Annotated in this window: 14 protein-coding genes; 9 read left to right on the forward strand and 5 right to left on the reverse strand. The window is 64.7% G+C overall.

Features of this window, described 5'->3' with window-relative positions:
* Window positions 1-45: 45 nt before the first annotated feature.
* The 3 genes from BMZ97_RS22260 to BMZ97_RS22270 all read right to left on the reverse strand — a co-directional run bounded on the left by BMZ97_RS22260 (window position 46) and on the right by BMZ97_RS22270 (window position 2,358).
* A complete protein-coding gene (locus BMZ97_RS22260) occupies window positions 46-1,053 on the reverse strand; it encodes an LLM class flavin-dependent oxidoreductase (RefSeq protein ID WP_092174845.1) in 1,008 nt (335 codons plus the stop codon).
* 196 nt (window positions 1,054-1,249) lie between these two features.
* A complete protein-coding gene (locus tag BMZ97_RS22265; protein ID WP_092174848.1) occupies window positions 1,250-2,020 on the reverse strand; it encodes an SGNH/GDSL hydrolase family protein in 771 nt (256 codons plus the stop codon).
* The gene (locus BMZ97_RS22270) at window positions 2,017-2,358 is read right to left on the reverse strand and encodes a hypothetical protein (protein WP_139221287.1); all 342 of its coding nucleotides are present in this window, start codon (window positions 2,356-2,358) and stop codon (window positions 2,017-2,019) included. Before BMZ97_RS22270 ends, BMZ97_RS22265 begins: the two co-directional genes overlap by 4 nt.
* A gap of 149 nt (window positions 2,359-2,507) precedes the next feature.
* Here BMZ97_RS22270 and BMZ97_RS22275 point away from each other — a divergent pair, with 149 nt between their 5' ends.
* From BMZ97_RS22275 to BMZ97_RS22285, 3 genes are all read left to right on the forward strand, one after another.
* Window positions 2,508-3,224 carry a response regulator gene (locus BMZ97_RS22275; protein ID WP_092174853.1) on the forward strand — a complete coding sequence of 239 codons (717 nt, stop codon included), beginning with the start codon at window positions 2,508-2,510 and terminating at the stop codon, window positions 3,222-3,224.
* The gene (locus tag BMZ97_RS22280) at window positions 3,221-4,570 is read left to right on the forward strand and encodes a sensor histidine kinase (protein WP_092174857.1); all 1,350 of its coding nucleotides are present in this window, start codon (window positions 3,221-3,223) and stop codon (window positions 4,568-4,570) included. The genes BMZ97_RS22275 and BMZ97_RS22280 overlap by 4 nt, the downstream gene beginning before the upstream one ends.
* An 81-nt stretch (window positions 4,571-4,651) precedes the next feature.
* Complete coding sequence (locus BMZ97_RS22285; protein ID WP_092174860.1) at window positions 4,652-4,837, forward strand: hypothetical protein; 186 nt, start codon at window positions 4,652-4,654, stop codon at window positions 4,835-4,837.
* A 7-nt stretch (window positions 4,838-4,844) separates the two neighbouring features.
* Here the strand turns inward: BMZ97_RS22285 and BMZ97_RS22290 are convergent, their stop codons facing one another.
* Together BMZ97_RS22290 and BMZ97_RS22295 are read right to left on the reverse strand one after the other, a co-directional pair.
* Window positions 4,845-5,447 (reverse strand): HutD/Ves family protein, encoded by a 603-nt coding sequence (locus BMZ97_RS22290; protein WP_092174862.1) that lies wholly within the window; start codon window positions 5,445-5,447, stop codon window positions 4,845-4,847.
* Between the two features lie 162 nt (window positions 5,448-5,609).
* Entirely contained in the window at window positions 5,610-6,296 is a 687-nt protein-coding gene (locus tag BMZ97_RS22295; protein ID WP_092174865.1) for an IclR family transcriptional regulator, read from the reverse strand.
* Window positions 6,297-6,456: 160 nt separating this feature from the next.
* On the opposite strand from BMZ97_RS22295, the gene BMZ97_RS22300 reads away from it, so the two are divergent.
* The 6 genes from BMZ97_RS22300 to BMZ97_RS22325 are packed head-to-tail and all read left to right on the forward strand — an operon-like array spanning window position 6,457 to window position 12,091.
* Window positions 6,457-7,245, forward strand: coding sequence for an ABC transporter ATP-binding protein (locus BMZ97_RS22300; protein ID WP_092174867.1), 789 nt, complete (start codon window positions 6,457-6,459; stop codon window positions 7,243-7,245).
* A complete protein-coding gene (locus BMZ97_RS22305; protein WP_092174870.1) occupies window positions 7,229-8,002 on the forward strand; it encodes an ABC transporter permease in 774 nt (257 codons plus the stop codon). Before BMZ97_RS22300 ends, BMZ97_RS22305 begins: the two co-directional genes overlap by 17 nt.
* Window positions 8,003-8,047: 45 nt before the next feature.
* Window positions 8,048-9,067: an ABC transporter substrate-binding protein gene (locus BMZ97_RS22310; RefSeq protein WP_092174872.1), complete on the forward strand. Its 1,020-nt coding sequence runs from the start codon at window positions 8,048-8,050 to the stop codon at window positions 9,065-9,067.
* Window positions 9,068-9,096: 29 nt separating this feature from the next.
* Window positions 9,097-10,350, forward strand: coding sequence for a CaiB/BaiF CoA transferase family protein (locus BMZ97_RS22315; protein ID WP_092174875.1), 1,254 nt, complete (start codon window positions 9,097-9,099; stop codon window positions 10,348-10,350).
* Window positions 10,347-11,174: a citryl-CoA lyase gene (locus BMZ97_RS22320; protein WP_092175356.1), complete on the forward strand. Its 828-nt coding sequence runs from the start codon at window positions 10,347-10,349 to the stop codon at window positions 11,172-11,174. The genes BMZ97_RS22315 and BMZ97_RS22320 overlap by 4 nt, the downstream gene beginning before the upstream one ends.
* Window positions 11,175-11,200: 26 nt before the next feature.
* Complete coding sequence (locus BMZ97_RS22325) at window positions 11,201-12,091, forward strand: SMP-30/gluconolactonase/LRE family protein (RefSeq protein ID WP_175525674.1); 891 nt, start codon at window positions 11,201-11,203, stop codon at window positions 12,089-12,091.
* Window positions 12,092-12,688: the final 597 nt, after the last annotated feature.

The following is a 12,688-nucleotide window of genomic DNA, read 5'->3' on the forward strand; positions in this document are numbered from 1 at the left end:
CGCGACGGTCAAACGCCGTCCCGGGATTGAAGTTCCGGCGCGGCGTCAGGCTGCCGAGCGTGCCAGACCGATCTCCGGCGCGATCTGCGCCAGGATCTCGTAGGACCGCTTGCGCGCCGCTTGGTCGTAAATCGGCGCGGTGACCATGATCTCATCGGCGGATGTCGTTGCGATGAAGGCGCCAAGCTCCCGCTTGATCGTCTCGGGCGAGCCGATGAAGGCGTAGCGCAGCATCTGCGAGACATGCGCCTTCTCGGCTGGCGACCAATATTGCTCGATATCGGCGATCGGTGGCTGGAGCTTGCCGCGCGCGCCGCGGACCATGCCGACGAAGCGCTGCTGCAGGGAGGTCGCGAGATAGCGCGCCTCGGCGTCGGTCTCGGCGGCGACGACGTTGATGCCGGGCATGGCATAGGGCTTGGCCGCCTGTTCCGACGGCTTGAAGCGTTCGCGATAGATCGCAAGGGCCTGGATCAGCGCATCCGGCGCGAAATGCGAGGCGAAGGCGTAGGGCAGGCCGAGCTCGGCGGCGAGCTGCGCGCCGAACAGGCTCGATCCGAGGATCCAGAGCGGCACGCGCAGGCCCGCGCCCGGCACGGCCTGGACGGCCTGGTTCGGCCCGGCCGGCTCGAAAAAGGCCTGCACTTCGAGCACGTCCTGCGGAAACTGGTCCGAGGCCATCGGGTCGCGCCGCAGCGCCCGCAATGTACGCTGATCAGTTCCCGGCGCACGGCCGAGGCCGAGATCGATGCGGCCGGGAAAGAGCGCTTCCAGCGTGCCGAACTGTTCGGCGATGACCAGCGGGGCGTGGTTGGGCAGCATCACGCCGCCGGCGCCGACGCGGATCGTGCTGGTTGCTGCGGCGAGGGCGCCGATCACCACGGCGGTGGCAGCGCTGGCGATGCCGGTCATGTTGTGGTGCTCGGCGACCCAGTAGCGCCGATAGCCCAGGGCTTCGGCATGGCGGATGAGCTCGATCGAGTTCCGGAGCGCGTCACCCGGCTCCTGGCCTTCGACGACGGGAACGAGGTCGAGAACGGAAATGGCGACCATGGCGGCCTCTGCTCTGGCGCGTCGGCGGGAGATCGCGGTTGTGCCGCAGGCCGAGGCGCGAATCCTGAAAGGACCATGCAGATGGGTGTGGCGGCCAGGCAATCCAATGCGTGGCCATGCGTGTTCATGACGCGTCTGCGTCAGCTTCATGGCGCGGTGGCTGACCGCCCCGTCTTTATGATCGCGCCGCCTCGGCTCATCGCGTGCTGGCTGTGACGGCGTGCTCCCGTTCGAGCGCGGCGCAGAGCGCAGGGCCGATCCGGCGATAGACGGCGGCGTAGTCCCTGTAGTGAACGCCGTCGACCATAGGCAGGCCGGGCGTGAAGGGGTTGGCGACCAGGCAACCGCTCGTCGCCTTGCAGGTGCTTTCCGCCAGCGATCCGATGCGCTCGGCCGCCTCCGCCGAGAAGCCCTCGGCTCTGGCTGTGTCGATGGGCGGGACGCCGGTGACGAGCACGATGCGGGATGTGCGTTGCAAGGCGCCGAGCAGCGGCTCGAAACTCGCCTCGAAACGTATCGCCGCTTCGTATTCGTTGCTGAAACGCTTGGCGTTGGCGTCATTGGTGCCGATGGTCAGGATCACGGCGCGCGGCGGATGCGGTAGCGGCAATCTCGCAAGGAAATCGGCATAGGCCCCGGCGGTCGCCCCGGCGAGCCCGGCATTGACGAGCGGCAAGCCGCACAGCGTGCGCGTGGGCCAGCGCTCGATATGGGAATCGCCGGTAGCCAGCAGGTAATCGCCCTCGATCCGGCCGAGATCTGCGGTGACGGCCTGGAGCCGGGTGGCGCGATAGGGCGGCGCTGAGCCGGCACGGCCGAACCCGTAGCCAGCGAGCGAGCCGAGCAGCAAGGCGAGGGGCAGGACGATGAGCGCCAAAGTGAGGGGATGGCGCAGCACGATCTTGCCGAGACGTTCGAGCAGGGGTGGCAAACGCAAGGCGCCGTCCAACAGGCGGCGAGGGATCATCGGGCGCGTCCCCGTGGCGGCAGCAGGCAGCCATCGACATCGGCAGGTCCCGCTGGTGCGGCGGAGAGCTGTACCGGTCGGCCGGTCACAGGGTCGCGAAAGCCGCGCCGGCCGCAACTGTTCTCACCCGAGGGCAAGCCGCCATAGGTCATGAGGGCCGGCAGCATCAGCAGCCAGAGCGAGACGCCGGCGAGCAGCAGCAGCTGGATGGCGGCGCGCCGAAGCCATTGATGCGGTTTGCCGGGCAAGGTCTCGCCGGGCAAGATCTTGCCGGGCAGGATCTTGCCGGCAAGGCTGTCAGCGCCGACATGATTTGATATGATTTGGGTCGAGGTCATCATTCGCGCCTGAGTGTCGGCGCTGCGTTTTGCGAAATGACGTCCAGGATTCGGGTATCTGGTATCGGGGCTTTTCCAGAAGCTCACGCAGAAACAATTGGAAACAATTCCGTCGCGACCACGCCGCGCGCTGGGTTTAAGGCCGCCCGATGAACCGAACCGCACATATCCTCATCGTCGAGGACGACCGCGAGATCGCGACGCTCGTCTCGCGCTTCCTCCGTAACAACGACTATCGCGTCAAGACCGTGGCGAACGGGCGCGAGATGGATGTCGCCCTGCGCGACGGCCGTTTCGACCTGGTCGTGCTAGACCTGATGCTTCCGGGCGAGGACGGTCTGAGCCTGTGCCGCCGGTTGCGTGCCGACGGCGCGATACCGATCATCATGCTCACGGCCAAGGCCGAGGAGATCGACCGCATCCTCGGCCTCGAAATGGGGGCCGACGACTATCTCGTGAAGCCGTTCAACCCGCGCGAATTGCTCGCCCGTATCCGCGCCGTGCTCAGGCGGGCCTCCGCCCAGGGGCAACCCGAGATCGGTGAGAGCATCTTCCTCAGTTTTGCCGGCTGGAAGCTCGACAAGGCGGTTCGGCGGCTGTTCAACCCCGCCGGGGAACGCGTGGCTCTGACCGGCGCCGAGCTCGATCTGCTGCTCGCCTTCTGCGAGCGGCCGCGCCGTGTGCTTTCACGCGACCAGCTGCTCGATTTGACGCAGGGCCGCGCGGCCGCGCCGTTCGAGCGCTCGATCGATGTGCTCGTCAGCCGCCTCAGGCAGAAGATGGAGAGCAATCCGCGCGAACCGGAGATGATCCAGACCATCCGGTCGGGCGGCTACATGTTTTCGCCGGAGATCGAGGCGGGATGAAGCGTTTCCTGCTGCGCCTGCTGCCGGCCCGGGCCGCCGCGCAAATCGCGGTCATCGTCGTCGGTTCGCTGATCCTCGCCAATCTCGTCACGGTGGCCGTGCTGCTGACGTTTCTGCCGGCGGAGCTGCGGCGGGTTCCACGCTTCTCCTATGTGACCGAGTTGGTGTCGCTGGCACAATTGCACAATGCGGCGGCGACGCCGGAATTGAAGGCCGCCATCATCGAGGCCGCCACCCGGGCAAATCCGCGACTGTCGCGGTTGGAGCCGGGGCAAGGCACGCCCCTGCGCGACCCGAACAGGCATGACGAGGCCTTGCTGGAGCTGCTCGAACAGGACCTTTCCGGCCTTGGACAAGCGCAACTGCTCGAGAACGACAGTCAGTCCAGGCGGGAGCTGCCGCCCGCCGTGGCCTTGCGCTTCGCTGACGGAACCGGGTTGGTGGTCGAGCCGCCCGCCATGACGCCGCCGCCGCGCGGCACGGCGTTTATTTTCTACCTGATCACGACGCTGGCCTCGCTTGCCATGCTGATCGGGCTTTTGTCGCTCTGGGCGACGCGGGCGGTGGTCTCGCCGCTGTCGCAATTGGCTGCTGCCGCCGATCGCTTTGATCCAGATCGCGACGAGGCAGTCTCGCTCGAGCATGGCCCTGTCGAGGTCAAGCGGCTCGCGGCCGCCTTCGGGGCGATGGCGGCACGCATCCGGCGGCTCGTCGATGAGCGGACGCGGATGCTGGCAGCCGTCAGCCATGATCTGCGCACGCCGATAACGCGGCTGCGCTTGCGCACCGAGGAGATCGGCGATGACGACAAGCGCCGCGCCATCCTGGCTGATCTGGCGTTGATGGAGCGTATGGTGAGCGGGGCCTTGTCCTATCTGCGCGAGGGGCGCGCCTCGGGCAGCATGGTCGCGACCGATGTGCCGGCGCTGCTCCAGACGGTTTGCGATGATTTCGCCGATCTCGGGCATATCGTCGTCTATGAAGGGCCGATTCGCGCCTCGGCCTTGTGCGATGCCGACCAGATGACGCGCGCCGTCACCAACCTCGTCGACAATGCGATCAAGTTCGGCGGCAAGGCGGTGGTGCGGCTCGATGATGATGAGGCCGAGACTGTCGCCATCGTGGTCGAGGATGATGGCCCGGGCATTGCCCCGGAGCATCGCGAGAAGGTGTTCGAGCCGTTTTATCGCGCCGACCTCGCCCGCACCTTACGCGAAAGCAGCGGTTTCGGTCTGGGGCTTGCCATCGTGCGCGCCATTGCCGAGGCGCATCGCGGTGGGCTGACGCTGTCCGAGCGGGCGGGTGGTGGGCTCGTGGCGCGGATCGCCTGGCCACGGCACTGGTGAGCCTGGCGCGGAACGAGCACAGGTTTTGCGCGTTCACTCCTCAGCGAAGGCGTCCGGGGCGCCTCAAAGAGGAGATTTCACATGGCAACTGTCAATCCGGCCAGGGAGAGCCTGCGCAAGGAACAGCAGGAGCAGCGACGAGCCCGGCGCGGCGAGGGCCGAGATGCCGATCTGACCGAAGCGCTGAAGGGCACGTTCCCGGCGAGCGACCCCATCGCCTTGCTGACCGCGACCGAACCCGGCGCGAAGACGCCCAGGGTGCACTGAGACGGCGTCAGGGCGCGGCTGATCGCGGGATGATGCTGGCGACGATGGCCAGCCCCGTCTCGGCGCCGAGCGTCACGAAGTCTTTGGTTTCGATCAGCAGCGCGTGCCCGGTGTCCATGCAAAATGAGCTTGCGCCGCAGGAGCCGGCGAAGGCGATGTGTGGCGCGTAGACGACATGCAGGCCGGCGCGCAGCTTCGTGGCATGGCCGGCATCCGTGACGATGAGGTCGATCTCGCAGAGCGTCCTGTCGGCGATCAGGTTCACCACTTCGACCGGACCGTTCTCGAGACGGCTGACGATCGGCGTGCCGCCATCATAGCGGACGGGTTTGGAGGGGCTGCGCAGGTCGATCTCGCCTGCCGGCGTTTCGAGGACGAGGCCGCTCCCAGCGATGACGAGTTGCAGGCGTTCATAGCCGGTGAGATCGGAGAACGGCCCGGGCGCGACGATGCTGGTGCGGCCGAAGCGCCAGATCATGCCCTCCCAGCTGCCCGGCGCGGCACCCTCACGATAGGCGTCGGCGATGTCGATGGTGACGCCGCCGCCATTCTTCCAAGGCGTGCGCCGGAAACTCTCGGGCGGAAGCGGAGTGAAGCTGGCATCGCTCATTGGGTGCAATCCTGGCCTTTGCTTTTACGCGCTGTCTTCGCGCGAATTCTTGTCCGCTTCGCTCGAAAACGCCGCCTCAGTCTTGCCGTTGGTCAGCCAGGCAGCCTATGCGTCCCGTCTTCGATGCGCTGATCATCCGAACCTTCAGCGGTGGGCTCACATCTAGGCAAGCGTCGACAGTTTGCTGAGTTGATCAGCGGCAAGTTTTAGGGCGTCCAAAGCCCGGTCCTGAGCGGCCTTGTCGAAGCGCGTTAGGATTGCGGACACCGATAGCGCTCCTCGAAGTTGACCGGAAAGATCAATGACCGGCACGGCGACGGCACCGACTTCCGGGTCGCGCTCGCCCAAGGAAATACAGTATCGCTGCCGGCGCAATAATTCGCCGTCCGCCGGCCACGGCTCCGAGTAAGCGCAGAGAATGCGCCCGGCCGCGCCATTGTGGATCGGCAGGCGGATTCCCTCGTCGAGATGGTGCCTGACGGCGCGGGGCGAGTTCTTCCGATAAAGACAGACACGTTCTTCGCCATCGCGAATATAATATGACGCCGTCTCCCCGGTTTTTTCGACGAGAACCTCCAAGGCCGGCCTAATCAGTTCGGCGATGTCGAGCCGCCGGCTGTAAAGCGCGCCGAGCCGCCACAATTCGTGCCCCGGCCGATAGACCAAATCCGCGCCGCGCTCGAGAAATCCGCATTCCTCCAACGAGGCCGCGAGGCGAAGAACCGTGCTCTTGTAGAGCCCGGTGTGGTTCGCGATCTCGGTCAGCGTCATCGCCGAGCGCCCTTGGCCGAAGGCCTTCAAGATATCGAGCGCCCTTACGACCGCATCGACGCCAGCTCGTTTTTCCATAAAGTGACCAGTTCTGTCAGATAGAACAGTATGCGTAGCAATGCCAGGCAATCCAATCAAATCAAGATTTTTCTGTTCCGCTAGAGAAAACCTCTTGACGGCTTCTCATTGAGTATGATGAATTCTGCAGAACAAAATAAGTTCTGTGGAGCAGAACAATATGGGACAGGAAACGCTCGCAGTCGATCTGCGCGACGTTGTGGTGCGCTTCGGCGACTTCACTGCGGTTCGGAACATGAATCTGCAGGTCGGCGAGGCTGAATTCGTGGCCGTTGTCGGGCCGACAGGGTGCGGCAAGTCGACGATCTTGAACGCCGTGACGGGGCTGCTGAAGCCGGCTGCCGGCGACGTGCTGATCTTCGGAAAGCCCCTTGTCGGCCTCAACGAGCAATCGGGCTACATGCTGCAGCAGGAAGGTCTGCTGCCGTGGAAGACGGCCGAAGACAATGTCGGTCTCGGGCTGGTCTTCCAGGGTGCGCCTGTCGCTGACGCACGCGAGAAGGCCAGGGTCTGGCTCGCCAAGGTTGGGCTGAAGGGTTTCGAGGCGCGCTATCCCCATCAGCTCTCCGGCGGCCAGCGTAAGCGTGTCGCCATGGCCCAGACCCTAATCCTGGAGCCCAAGATCGTCTTGATGGACGAGCCCTTCTCAGCGCTCGACGTTCATACGCGCCGGTTGATGCACCGGATCCTGCTCGACCTCTGGCAGGCGGACCGGCGCTCCCTGGTTTTCATCACCCATGATCTCGACGAGGCGATCACGCTCGCCGACCGGGTCGTGGTGATGTCGGCCGGGCCTGGCAGCCGCATGGTCGGCGACGTGGCGATCACCCTGCCGCGTCCGCGCGACGTCTCGTCATTGCAGACCACCGACGCTTTCATCGCGCTGTATCGGCAGATCTGGTCGCTGCTGGGCGCCGAGGTGGAGAAGAGCTATGCGACGCAAGACTAAGGTTCTCACCACGCAGGTCGCCATCATCGTCGGCCTTCTGGTCCTCTGGGAAGCTGGCGTGCGCGCGAGCGTGATCGATCCGTTCTTCTTCCCCGCGCCATCGACCATCGTCGCCAGGATCGTCGAATGGATGGCGACGGCGGATTTCTGGACCGACCTGGGCATCACGCTGCTCGAAACGATCCTGTCCTTCGTGATCGGTATCGCGATCGGCACGATCCTTGGCATCTGGCTCGGCCTCACACCCTTCGCTGCGGATGTGTTCCAGCCCTTCATCAAGGTCTTCAACGCCATTCCGCGCATTCTGCTCGGCCCGATCTTCGTGATCTGGTTCGGGCTAGGGCTGGCTTCAAAAGTCGCGCTTGGTGTCACGCTGGTGCTGTTCGTGGCCTTCTTCAACACGTTTCAGGGCGTCCGGGAGGTCAACCCCGTCGTACTGGCGAATGCGCGCCTGCTGAGGGCCTCGAAATCGTCGCTGCTGCGGCATGTCTATCTGCCCTCGGCGACGACATGGATCCTGTCGAGCTTGCGGGTCTCGGTCGGCATGGCCGTCATGGGCGCGGTCGTCGCCGAATATCTCGGCTCGTCGGCAGGGCTCGGCCATCTGATCGCGCAGGCCGAGGGCGTGCTCGACGCAACAGGGGTCTTCTCTGGAATCATCGTCCTGTCGGTCTTCGTCGTCGCCTTGGACGCCATCGTCGACCGCATCGAGAAGCGGCTGCTGGTGTGGCGCCCGGCTCAGGCCCACGAGGCCTAGAACCACCTCAAGTCGATCAGCAAAACCAAGAACTGGGAGGTTCATATGCTCAAACCATTCGCCGTCGCGCTGGCAGCGCTGGCAACTGTCGCCTATGTCTCGGCCAAGGCGGCTGAACCGGAAAAGGCCAAGCTGAAGATCGCCGTCGGTTCGCAGATCCTGAACTACATGCCGCTCGAACTGGGCGTGAAGCTCGGCCACTTCAAGAACCAGGGCCTCGACGTCACGGTCGAGAATTTCCAGGCGGGCGGATCAAAGGCGCTTCAGGCGCTGATCGGTGGCTCGGTCGATGCCACGGTCGGCTTCTACGACCACACCATCCAGATGCAGGCGCAGGGGAAGTCGATTTCCTGTGTGTTCCTGCTCAACGATATTCCAGGCGTCCTCATCGGCGTTCGCAATGACCTGGCCGAGAGGGTCAAGACTGGCGCCGACCTGAAGGGCCTGAAGCTCGGGATCACCGCGCCCGGCTCCTCGACCGACACGATGTCGCGCTATTTCATCAAGAAGGCCGGCCTGGGTCCGCGCGACGTCAACATCATCGCGGTTGGTAGCGGCGCCCCCGGGATGGTGGCGCTCGAGGCCAAGAACATCGACGCGCTCGTCTATTTCGATCCAGTCGCAACCCTGCTTGCGCGCAAGGGGGTGGCGAAGCCGCTGTTCGATGCCCGGACCGTCGAGGGATCGAAGCTCGCCTTCGGCGGGGTCTATCCCACCGCCTGCCTCTATCTGAACGCGGACTTCATCGCCAAAAACCCCGAGACCGTGCAACGCCTGGTCGACGGCTTCCTGACCACGCATCGCTGGATCGCCTCGGTCTCGACGCAGGAACTCGTCGATGCGATTCCGCGCGGATACAAGACCGACGACGCAGCCGTGAACATCGATATTCTGAACGCCTCCAAGGCCCTGTTCTCAAAGACAGGCCTGATGGACGCGGAGACGGCGAAAGTGCCGCTCGCGGTCCTGTCGGAATACGATCCGAAGATCGATCCGGCCAAGATCGATCTCTCCAAGACCTTCACCAATACCTTCGTGGAAGAAGCCCAGCGCCGCCTGAAGTAGCGTCGCCGGCCATTTTCGGGACACTGCCCATGACCTTGCCATTGACCGGCATCCGCGTTCTCGATCTGTCCAACGTCCTGGCGGGCCCGTTCTGCGGATATAATCTCAGCCGTATGGGGGCGGAGGTGATCAAGGTCGAGAACCCCAATGGCGGCGACCTGGCGCGTCGCCTGGGTGCCGATCCCGCCATGGCCGCCAAGCTGTTGGGGCTGTCCTTCGTCGCAGTCAATGCTGGTAAGCAGTCGATCGCGCTCGACCTCAAGACGCCGGGTGGCAAGGAGGTCTTCCTGCGGCTCGTGCTGGAAGCGGATGTGCTCCTGGAGAATTTCCGCCCCGGGGTGATGGAGCGGCTCGGCCTCGGCTACGGCGTCCTGTCGCAGCATAATCCCCGGCTGGTTTACTGCGCGATCTCCGGCTTCGGGCAAGGTGGCCCCTGGGCCGGGCGGCCGGCCTACGACCAGATCGTCCAGGGCCTGTCGGGTGCGATGAGCATCACTGGCGACACGGCGTCCGCACCGCTGCGAACCGGCTTTCCCTTGTCGGACACGATCGCTGGAATGACGGCGGCCTTCGCCATCTCGGCAGCGCTGGTCGAGCAGCGCAGTTCGGGCCAGGGTCGTTTCATCGACGTCTCGCTGCTGGAATCGACCTTGGCGGCGATGGGCTGGGTCGTCTCGAACCATCTGAATGCAGGTGTCGATCCGCAGCCCCTGGGCAACGAGAATTTCACGGCGGCGCCGTCGGGCACCTTCCAGACCAGCAGCGGCCCGCTCAACATTTCCGCCAACGAGCAAAAGCAATTCGTCGCGCTCTGCGGCCTCATCGAGCGCCCCGATCTGCTGGAAGATCCGCGGTTCTCGGAACGCGAGGCGCGCAAGGCCCATCGTGAGGCGCTGAACTGCGAGATCACCCTGGCGTTAGCCGCCCGCCCGGCGCGCGAATGGGAGGCGTCGATGAATGCGGCAGGCATTCCCGCCGGATGCGTCCTGTCGGTCGGGGAAATCCTTGCTGAAGAACAGATCATTGGCCGCAGCTTCGTTGAGACGCTGCCGCAGGGCCCGGACGGACACAAGGCCTTGCGCATCACCCGCCCGGGGTTCCTGCTGAGCGAGGACCTGCCCGTGCCTCCACCGCCCCCGGAGCTGGGCGCCGACACGAGAATCTGGCTCGAACGGCTGGGCTACGGACAGGACGACATAGAGATCCTGACAGCGAAGGCGGCTGTCGGGATCGCGGACGGGCCAGATCGGGCGTCGCAAAGCAAGCAATGGCCAAACCCATGACCGAGACGCCACTTTCAGAGCAGGCCGCTACATGGTGGCGCACGTCCATCTGCGACATCAGCCCGGGCCAGATTGCGTTCCGGGGATACCCGATCGAGGACCTGATAGGCCGGGTGTCTTTCCCGGCGATGATCTGGCTCATGCTGCGGGGCGATCTTCCCGAGCCGCAGCATGAGGAGCTGCTGCAGGCGGCGCTGGTCGCGTCCGTCGACCATGGTCCTCACGCGCCCTCGATCGCCATCGCGCAGATGGCTGTGAGTTGCGGGTTGCCGCTCAACGGCGCGATGGCGTCGGCGATCAACACGCTCGATGACGTCCATGGCGGAGCCGGCGAACAGGCGCTGGAACTGTATGCCAACGTGCTGGAGCGGATGGACGCCGGTGCCAAAATCGGAGAGGCAGCCGCGGCCGCGATCGATGTCTTCACCGCAGCCAAAGGCGCCTACCTGCCGGGCTTTGGCCACCGCTTCCACCCGATCGATCCGCGCTCCGGGCGGCTGCTCGAGCTCGTCGACGCCTGTGTCGGCAAAGGCGGAGTCGCCGGCCGCCATGCCGCAGCCGCGCGCGCCGTCGAAGCCGCTCTCCGGATGCGCAAGGGCAAGCTCATACCGATGAACATCGATGGTGCCACCGCTGTGATCTATGGCGAACTCGGCTTCGCGCCGCCGCTTGCGAGAGGCGTCTTCTGCCTCTCGCGTGCGGTCGGGATTCTCGCTCATGCCTGGGAGCAGACCGGAAGGAAGGACCGGAACAAGGGGCCGATGCCCAAAGCCTTCGGCTACCGTTACGAGGGACAGCCACGGCGGCGACTGCCCGAGCGCTAGATGTGCCAGACGGAAGGGAGCAAGCGATGATGCATCTCGGGGCACCGCCCAGGGTCATTCAAACGACGGTTTTCTCGGCGATGCCGGAGGTATTCCGTCGGCCCCGACAGCGCAGCGCATGGGGCGACGCGAACAAGCCCGGGCAAAGCGTCGACAGTTTCATCGAAGGCCCGTGCTTCGACGAGTCAGGCAATCTTCTTGTCGTCGACATCCCCTATGGCCGCATCTTCAGCATTGCGCCGTCGGGCAGTTGGAGCCTGATCGTCGAGTATGACGGTGAGCCCAACGGGCTGGCGCGGCATCCCGACGGTCGCATTCTGATTGCCGATTATCGAAAAGGGCTGTTGGCCCTCAATACTAGGACAGGTCAGATCGATACCGTCTTGGCCCGCCGCAACGCCGAAGGCTTCAAGGGCCTGAATGATGTCATCGTCGGCCCATCCGGCGCGATCTATTTCACCGACCAGGGCCAGACCGGCTTGCACGATCCGACGGGACGGGTGTTTCGCCTGAAACCCGACGGGCGGCTGGATTGCCTGCTCTCTAACGGACCCAGCCCGAACGGGCTGGTGCTCAACCATGACGAGACGGTTCTGTTCGTCGCGATGACACGCGACAACTCGGTCTGGCGTGTTCCCCTGCTGAAGGACGGATCGACTGCCAAAGTCGGTCGGTTTTGCTCGTTGTTCGGCACCAGTGGGCCCGACGGCCTAGCTCTGGACGAGTCCGGGCGCCTGTTCGTGGCGCATGCTTCGCTTGGACATGTCTTCGCTTTCGCCTCCAACGGCGAATGCATCGCTCTGTTCAGATCATGTACGGGGCCGACTTGCACGAATGTGACGATCAGCCCGCCCGGCGAAGCGATCTTCATCACCGAATCGGCCACGGGAACGGTGATGATCGCCGATCTCGCATAAATGGCGTGGCTGCTTCGAAGGGACGAATCTGGGTCCAGATTCAGCGCATGACGGGTAGCGTGAGCAATGGCCGGGCAGCACGCCAGTCTACACGAAACGGTCGACGACATGCGCTCGCTGTAGGCGGCTGACGGCGAGCATCTGCAGCGGACTGGCCGTCGAAGGGAAAGGGCCATCGGCTGCTGGCCCGAAAGCGCCCTCCCGCAGCACGGCCCTGGTGCCGTGGCTTCCTCGGCCGGAGGTTTTCGAAAGCCGATCTTCCGCCCCGTCCGAACCCGCGCGCACCGACCGGCATCCGAAACCCTCACAGCAGTGGAACTAGGGCTGTTAGACCAAAGCCGTCATTGAGGTGCCTTCGTCGAGGTGCCGTGAGAGACTGCCTGCAATGTTGTAGAGGATCCGGCAAGCGGAGGCGTCGGCCATCGAAAAGCAACCGAAGGGGTCGCTCCGGCTCAGGTTTTATCACGTTCCCGTGATAGACTTCCTGCATCTCATCTCGCCATGATCAGGAACCGTTGCGCTCGAACACGGCGGCTGGGCGGCCAAATCGGCTGTTCTGGGCCAGGAAACCTCGACCCCGGCGGCCCATCACGCGGC

It is taken from the genome of Allobosea sp. OK403 (assembly GCF_900113835.1).
Lineage (GTDB): Bacteria > Pseudomonadota > Alphaproteobacteria > Rhizobiales > Beijerinckiaceae > Allobosea.

Bases quoted from the DNA above. Each gene is read 5' to 3' on its own strand.
- BMZ97_RS22260 (WP_092174845.1), bottom strand. From the start codon at position 1,053: ATGGTCGCCATTTCCGTTCTCGACCTCGTTCCCGTCGTCGAAGGCCAG.
- BMZ97_RS22265 (WP_092174848.1), bottom strand. From the start codon at position 2,020: ATGATCCCTCGCCGCCTGTTGGACGGCGCCTTGCGTTTGCCACCCCTG.
- BMZ97_RS22270 (WP_139221287.1), bottom strand. From the start codon at position 2,358: ATGACCTCGACCCAAATCATATCAAATCATGTCGGCGCTGACAGCCTT.
- BMZ97_RS22275 (WP_092174853.1), top strand. From the start codon at position 2,508: ATGAACCGAACCGCACATATCCTCATCGTCGAGGACGACCGCGAGATC.
- BMZ97_RS22280 (WP_092174857.1), top strand. From the start codon at position 3,221: ATGAAGCGTTTCCTGCTGCGCCTGCTGCCGGCCCGGGCCGCCGCGCAA.
- BMZ97_RS22285 (WP_092174860.1), top strand. From the start codon at position 4,652: ATGGCAACTGTCAATCCGGCCAGGGAGAGCCTGCGCAAGGAACAGCAG.
- BMZ97_RS22290 (WP_092174862.1), bottom strand. From the start codon at position 5,447: ATGAGCGATGCCAGCTTCACTCCGCTTCCGCCCGAGAGTTTCCGGCGC.
- BMZ97_RS22295 (WP_092174865.1), bottom strand. From the start codon at position 6,296: ATGGAAAAACGAGCTGGCGTCGATGCGGTCGTAAGGGCGCTCGATATC.
- BMZ97_RS22300 (WP_092174867.1), top strand. From the start codon at position 6,457: ATGGGACAGGAAACGCTCGCAGTCGATCTGCGCGACGTTGTGGTGCGC.
- BMZ97_RS22305 (WP_092174870.1), top strand. From the start codon at position 7,229: ATGCGACGCAAGACTAAGGTTCTCACCACGCAGGTCGCCATCATCGTC.
- BMZ97_RS22310 (WP_092174872.1), top strand. From the start codon at position 8,048: ATGCTCAAACCATTCGCCGTCGCGCTGGCAGCGCTGGCAACTGTCGCC.
- BMZ97_RS22315 (WP_092174875.1), top strand. From the start codon at position 9,097: ATGACCTTGCCATTGACCGGCATCCGCGTTCTCGATCTGTCCAACGTC.
- BMZ97_RS22320 (WP_092175356.1), top strand. From the start codon at position 10,347: ATGACCGAGACGCCACTTTCAGAGCAGGCCGCTACATGGTGGCGCACG.
- BMZ97_RS22325 (WP_175525674.1), top strand. From the start codon at position 11,201: ATGATGCATCTCGGGGCACCGCCCAGGGTCATTCAAACGACGGTTTTC.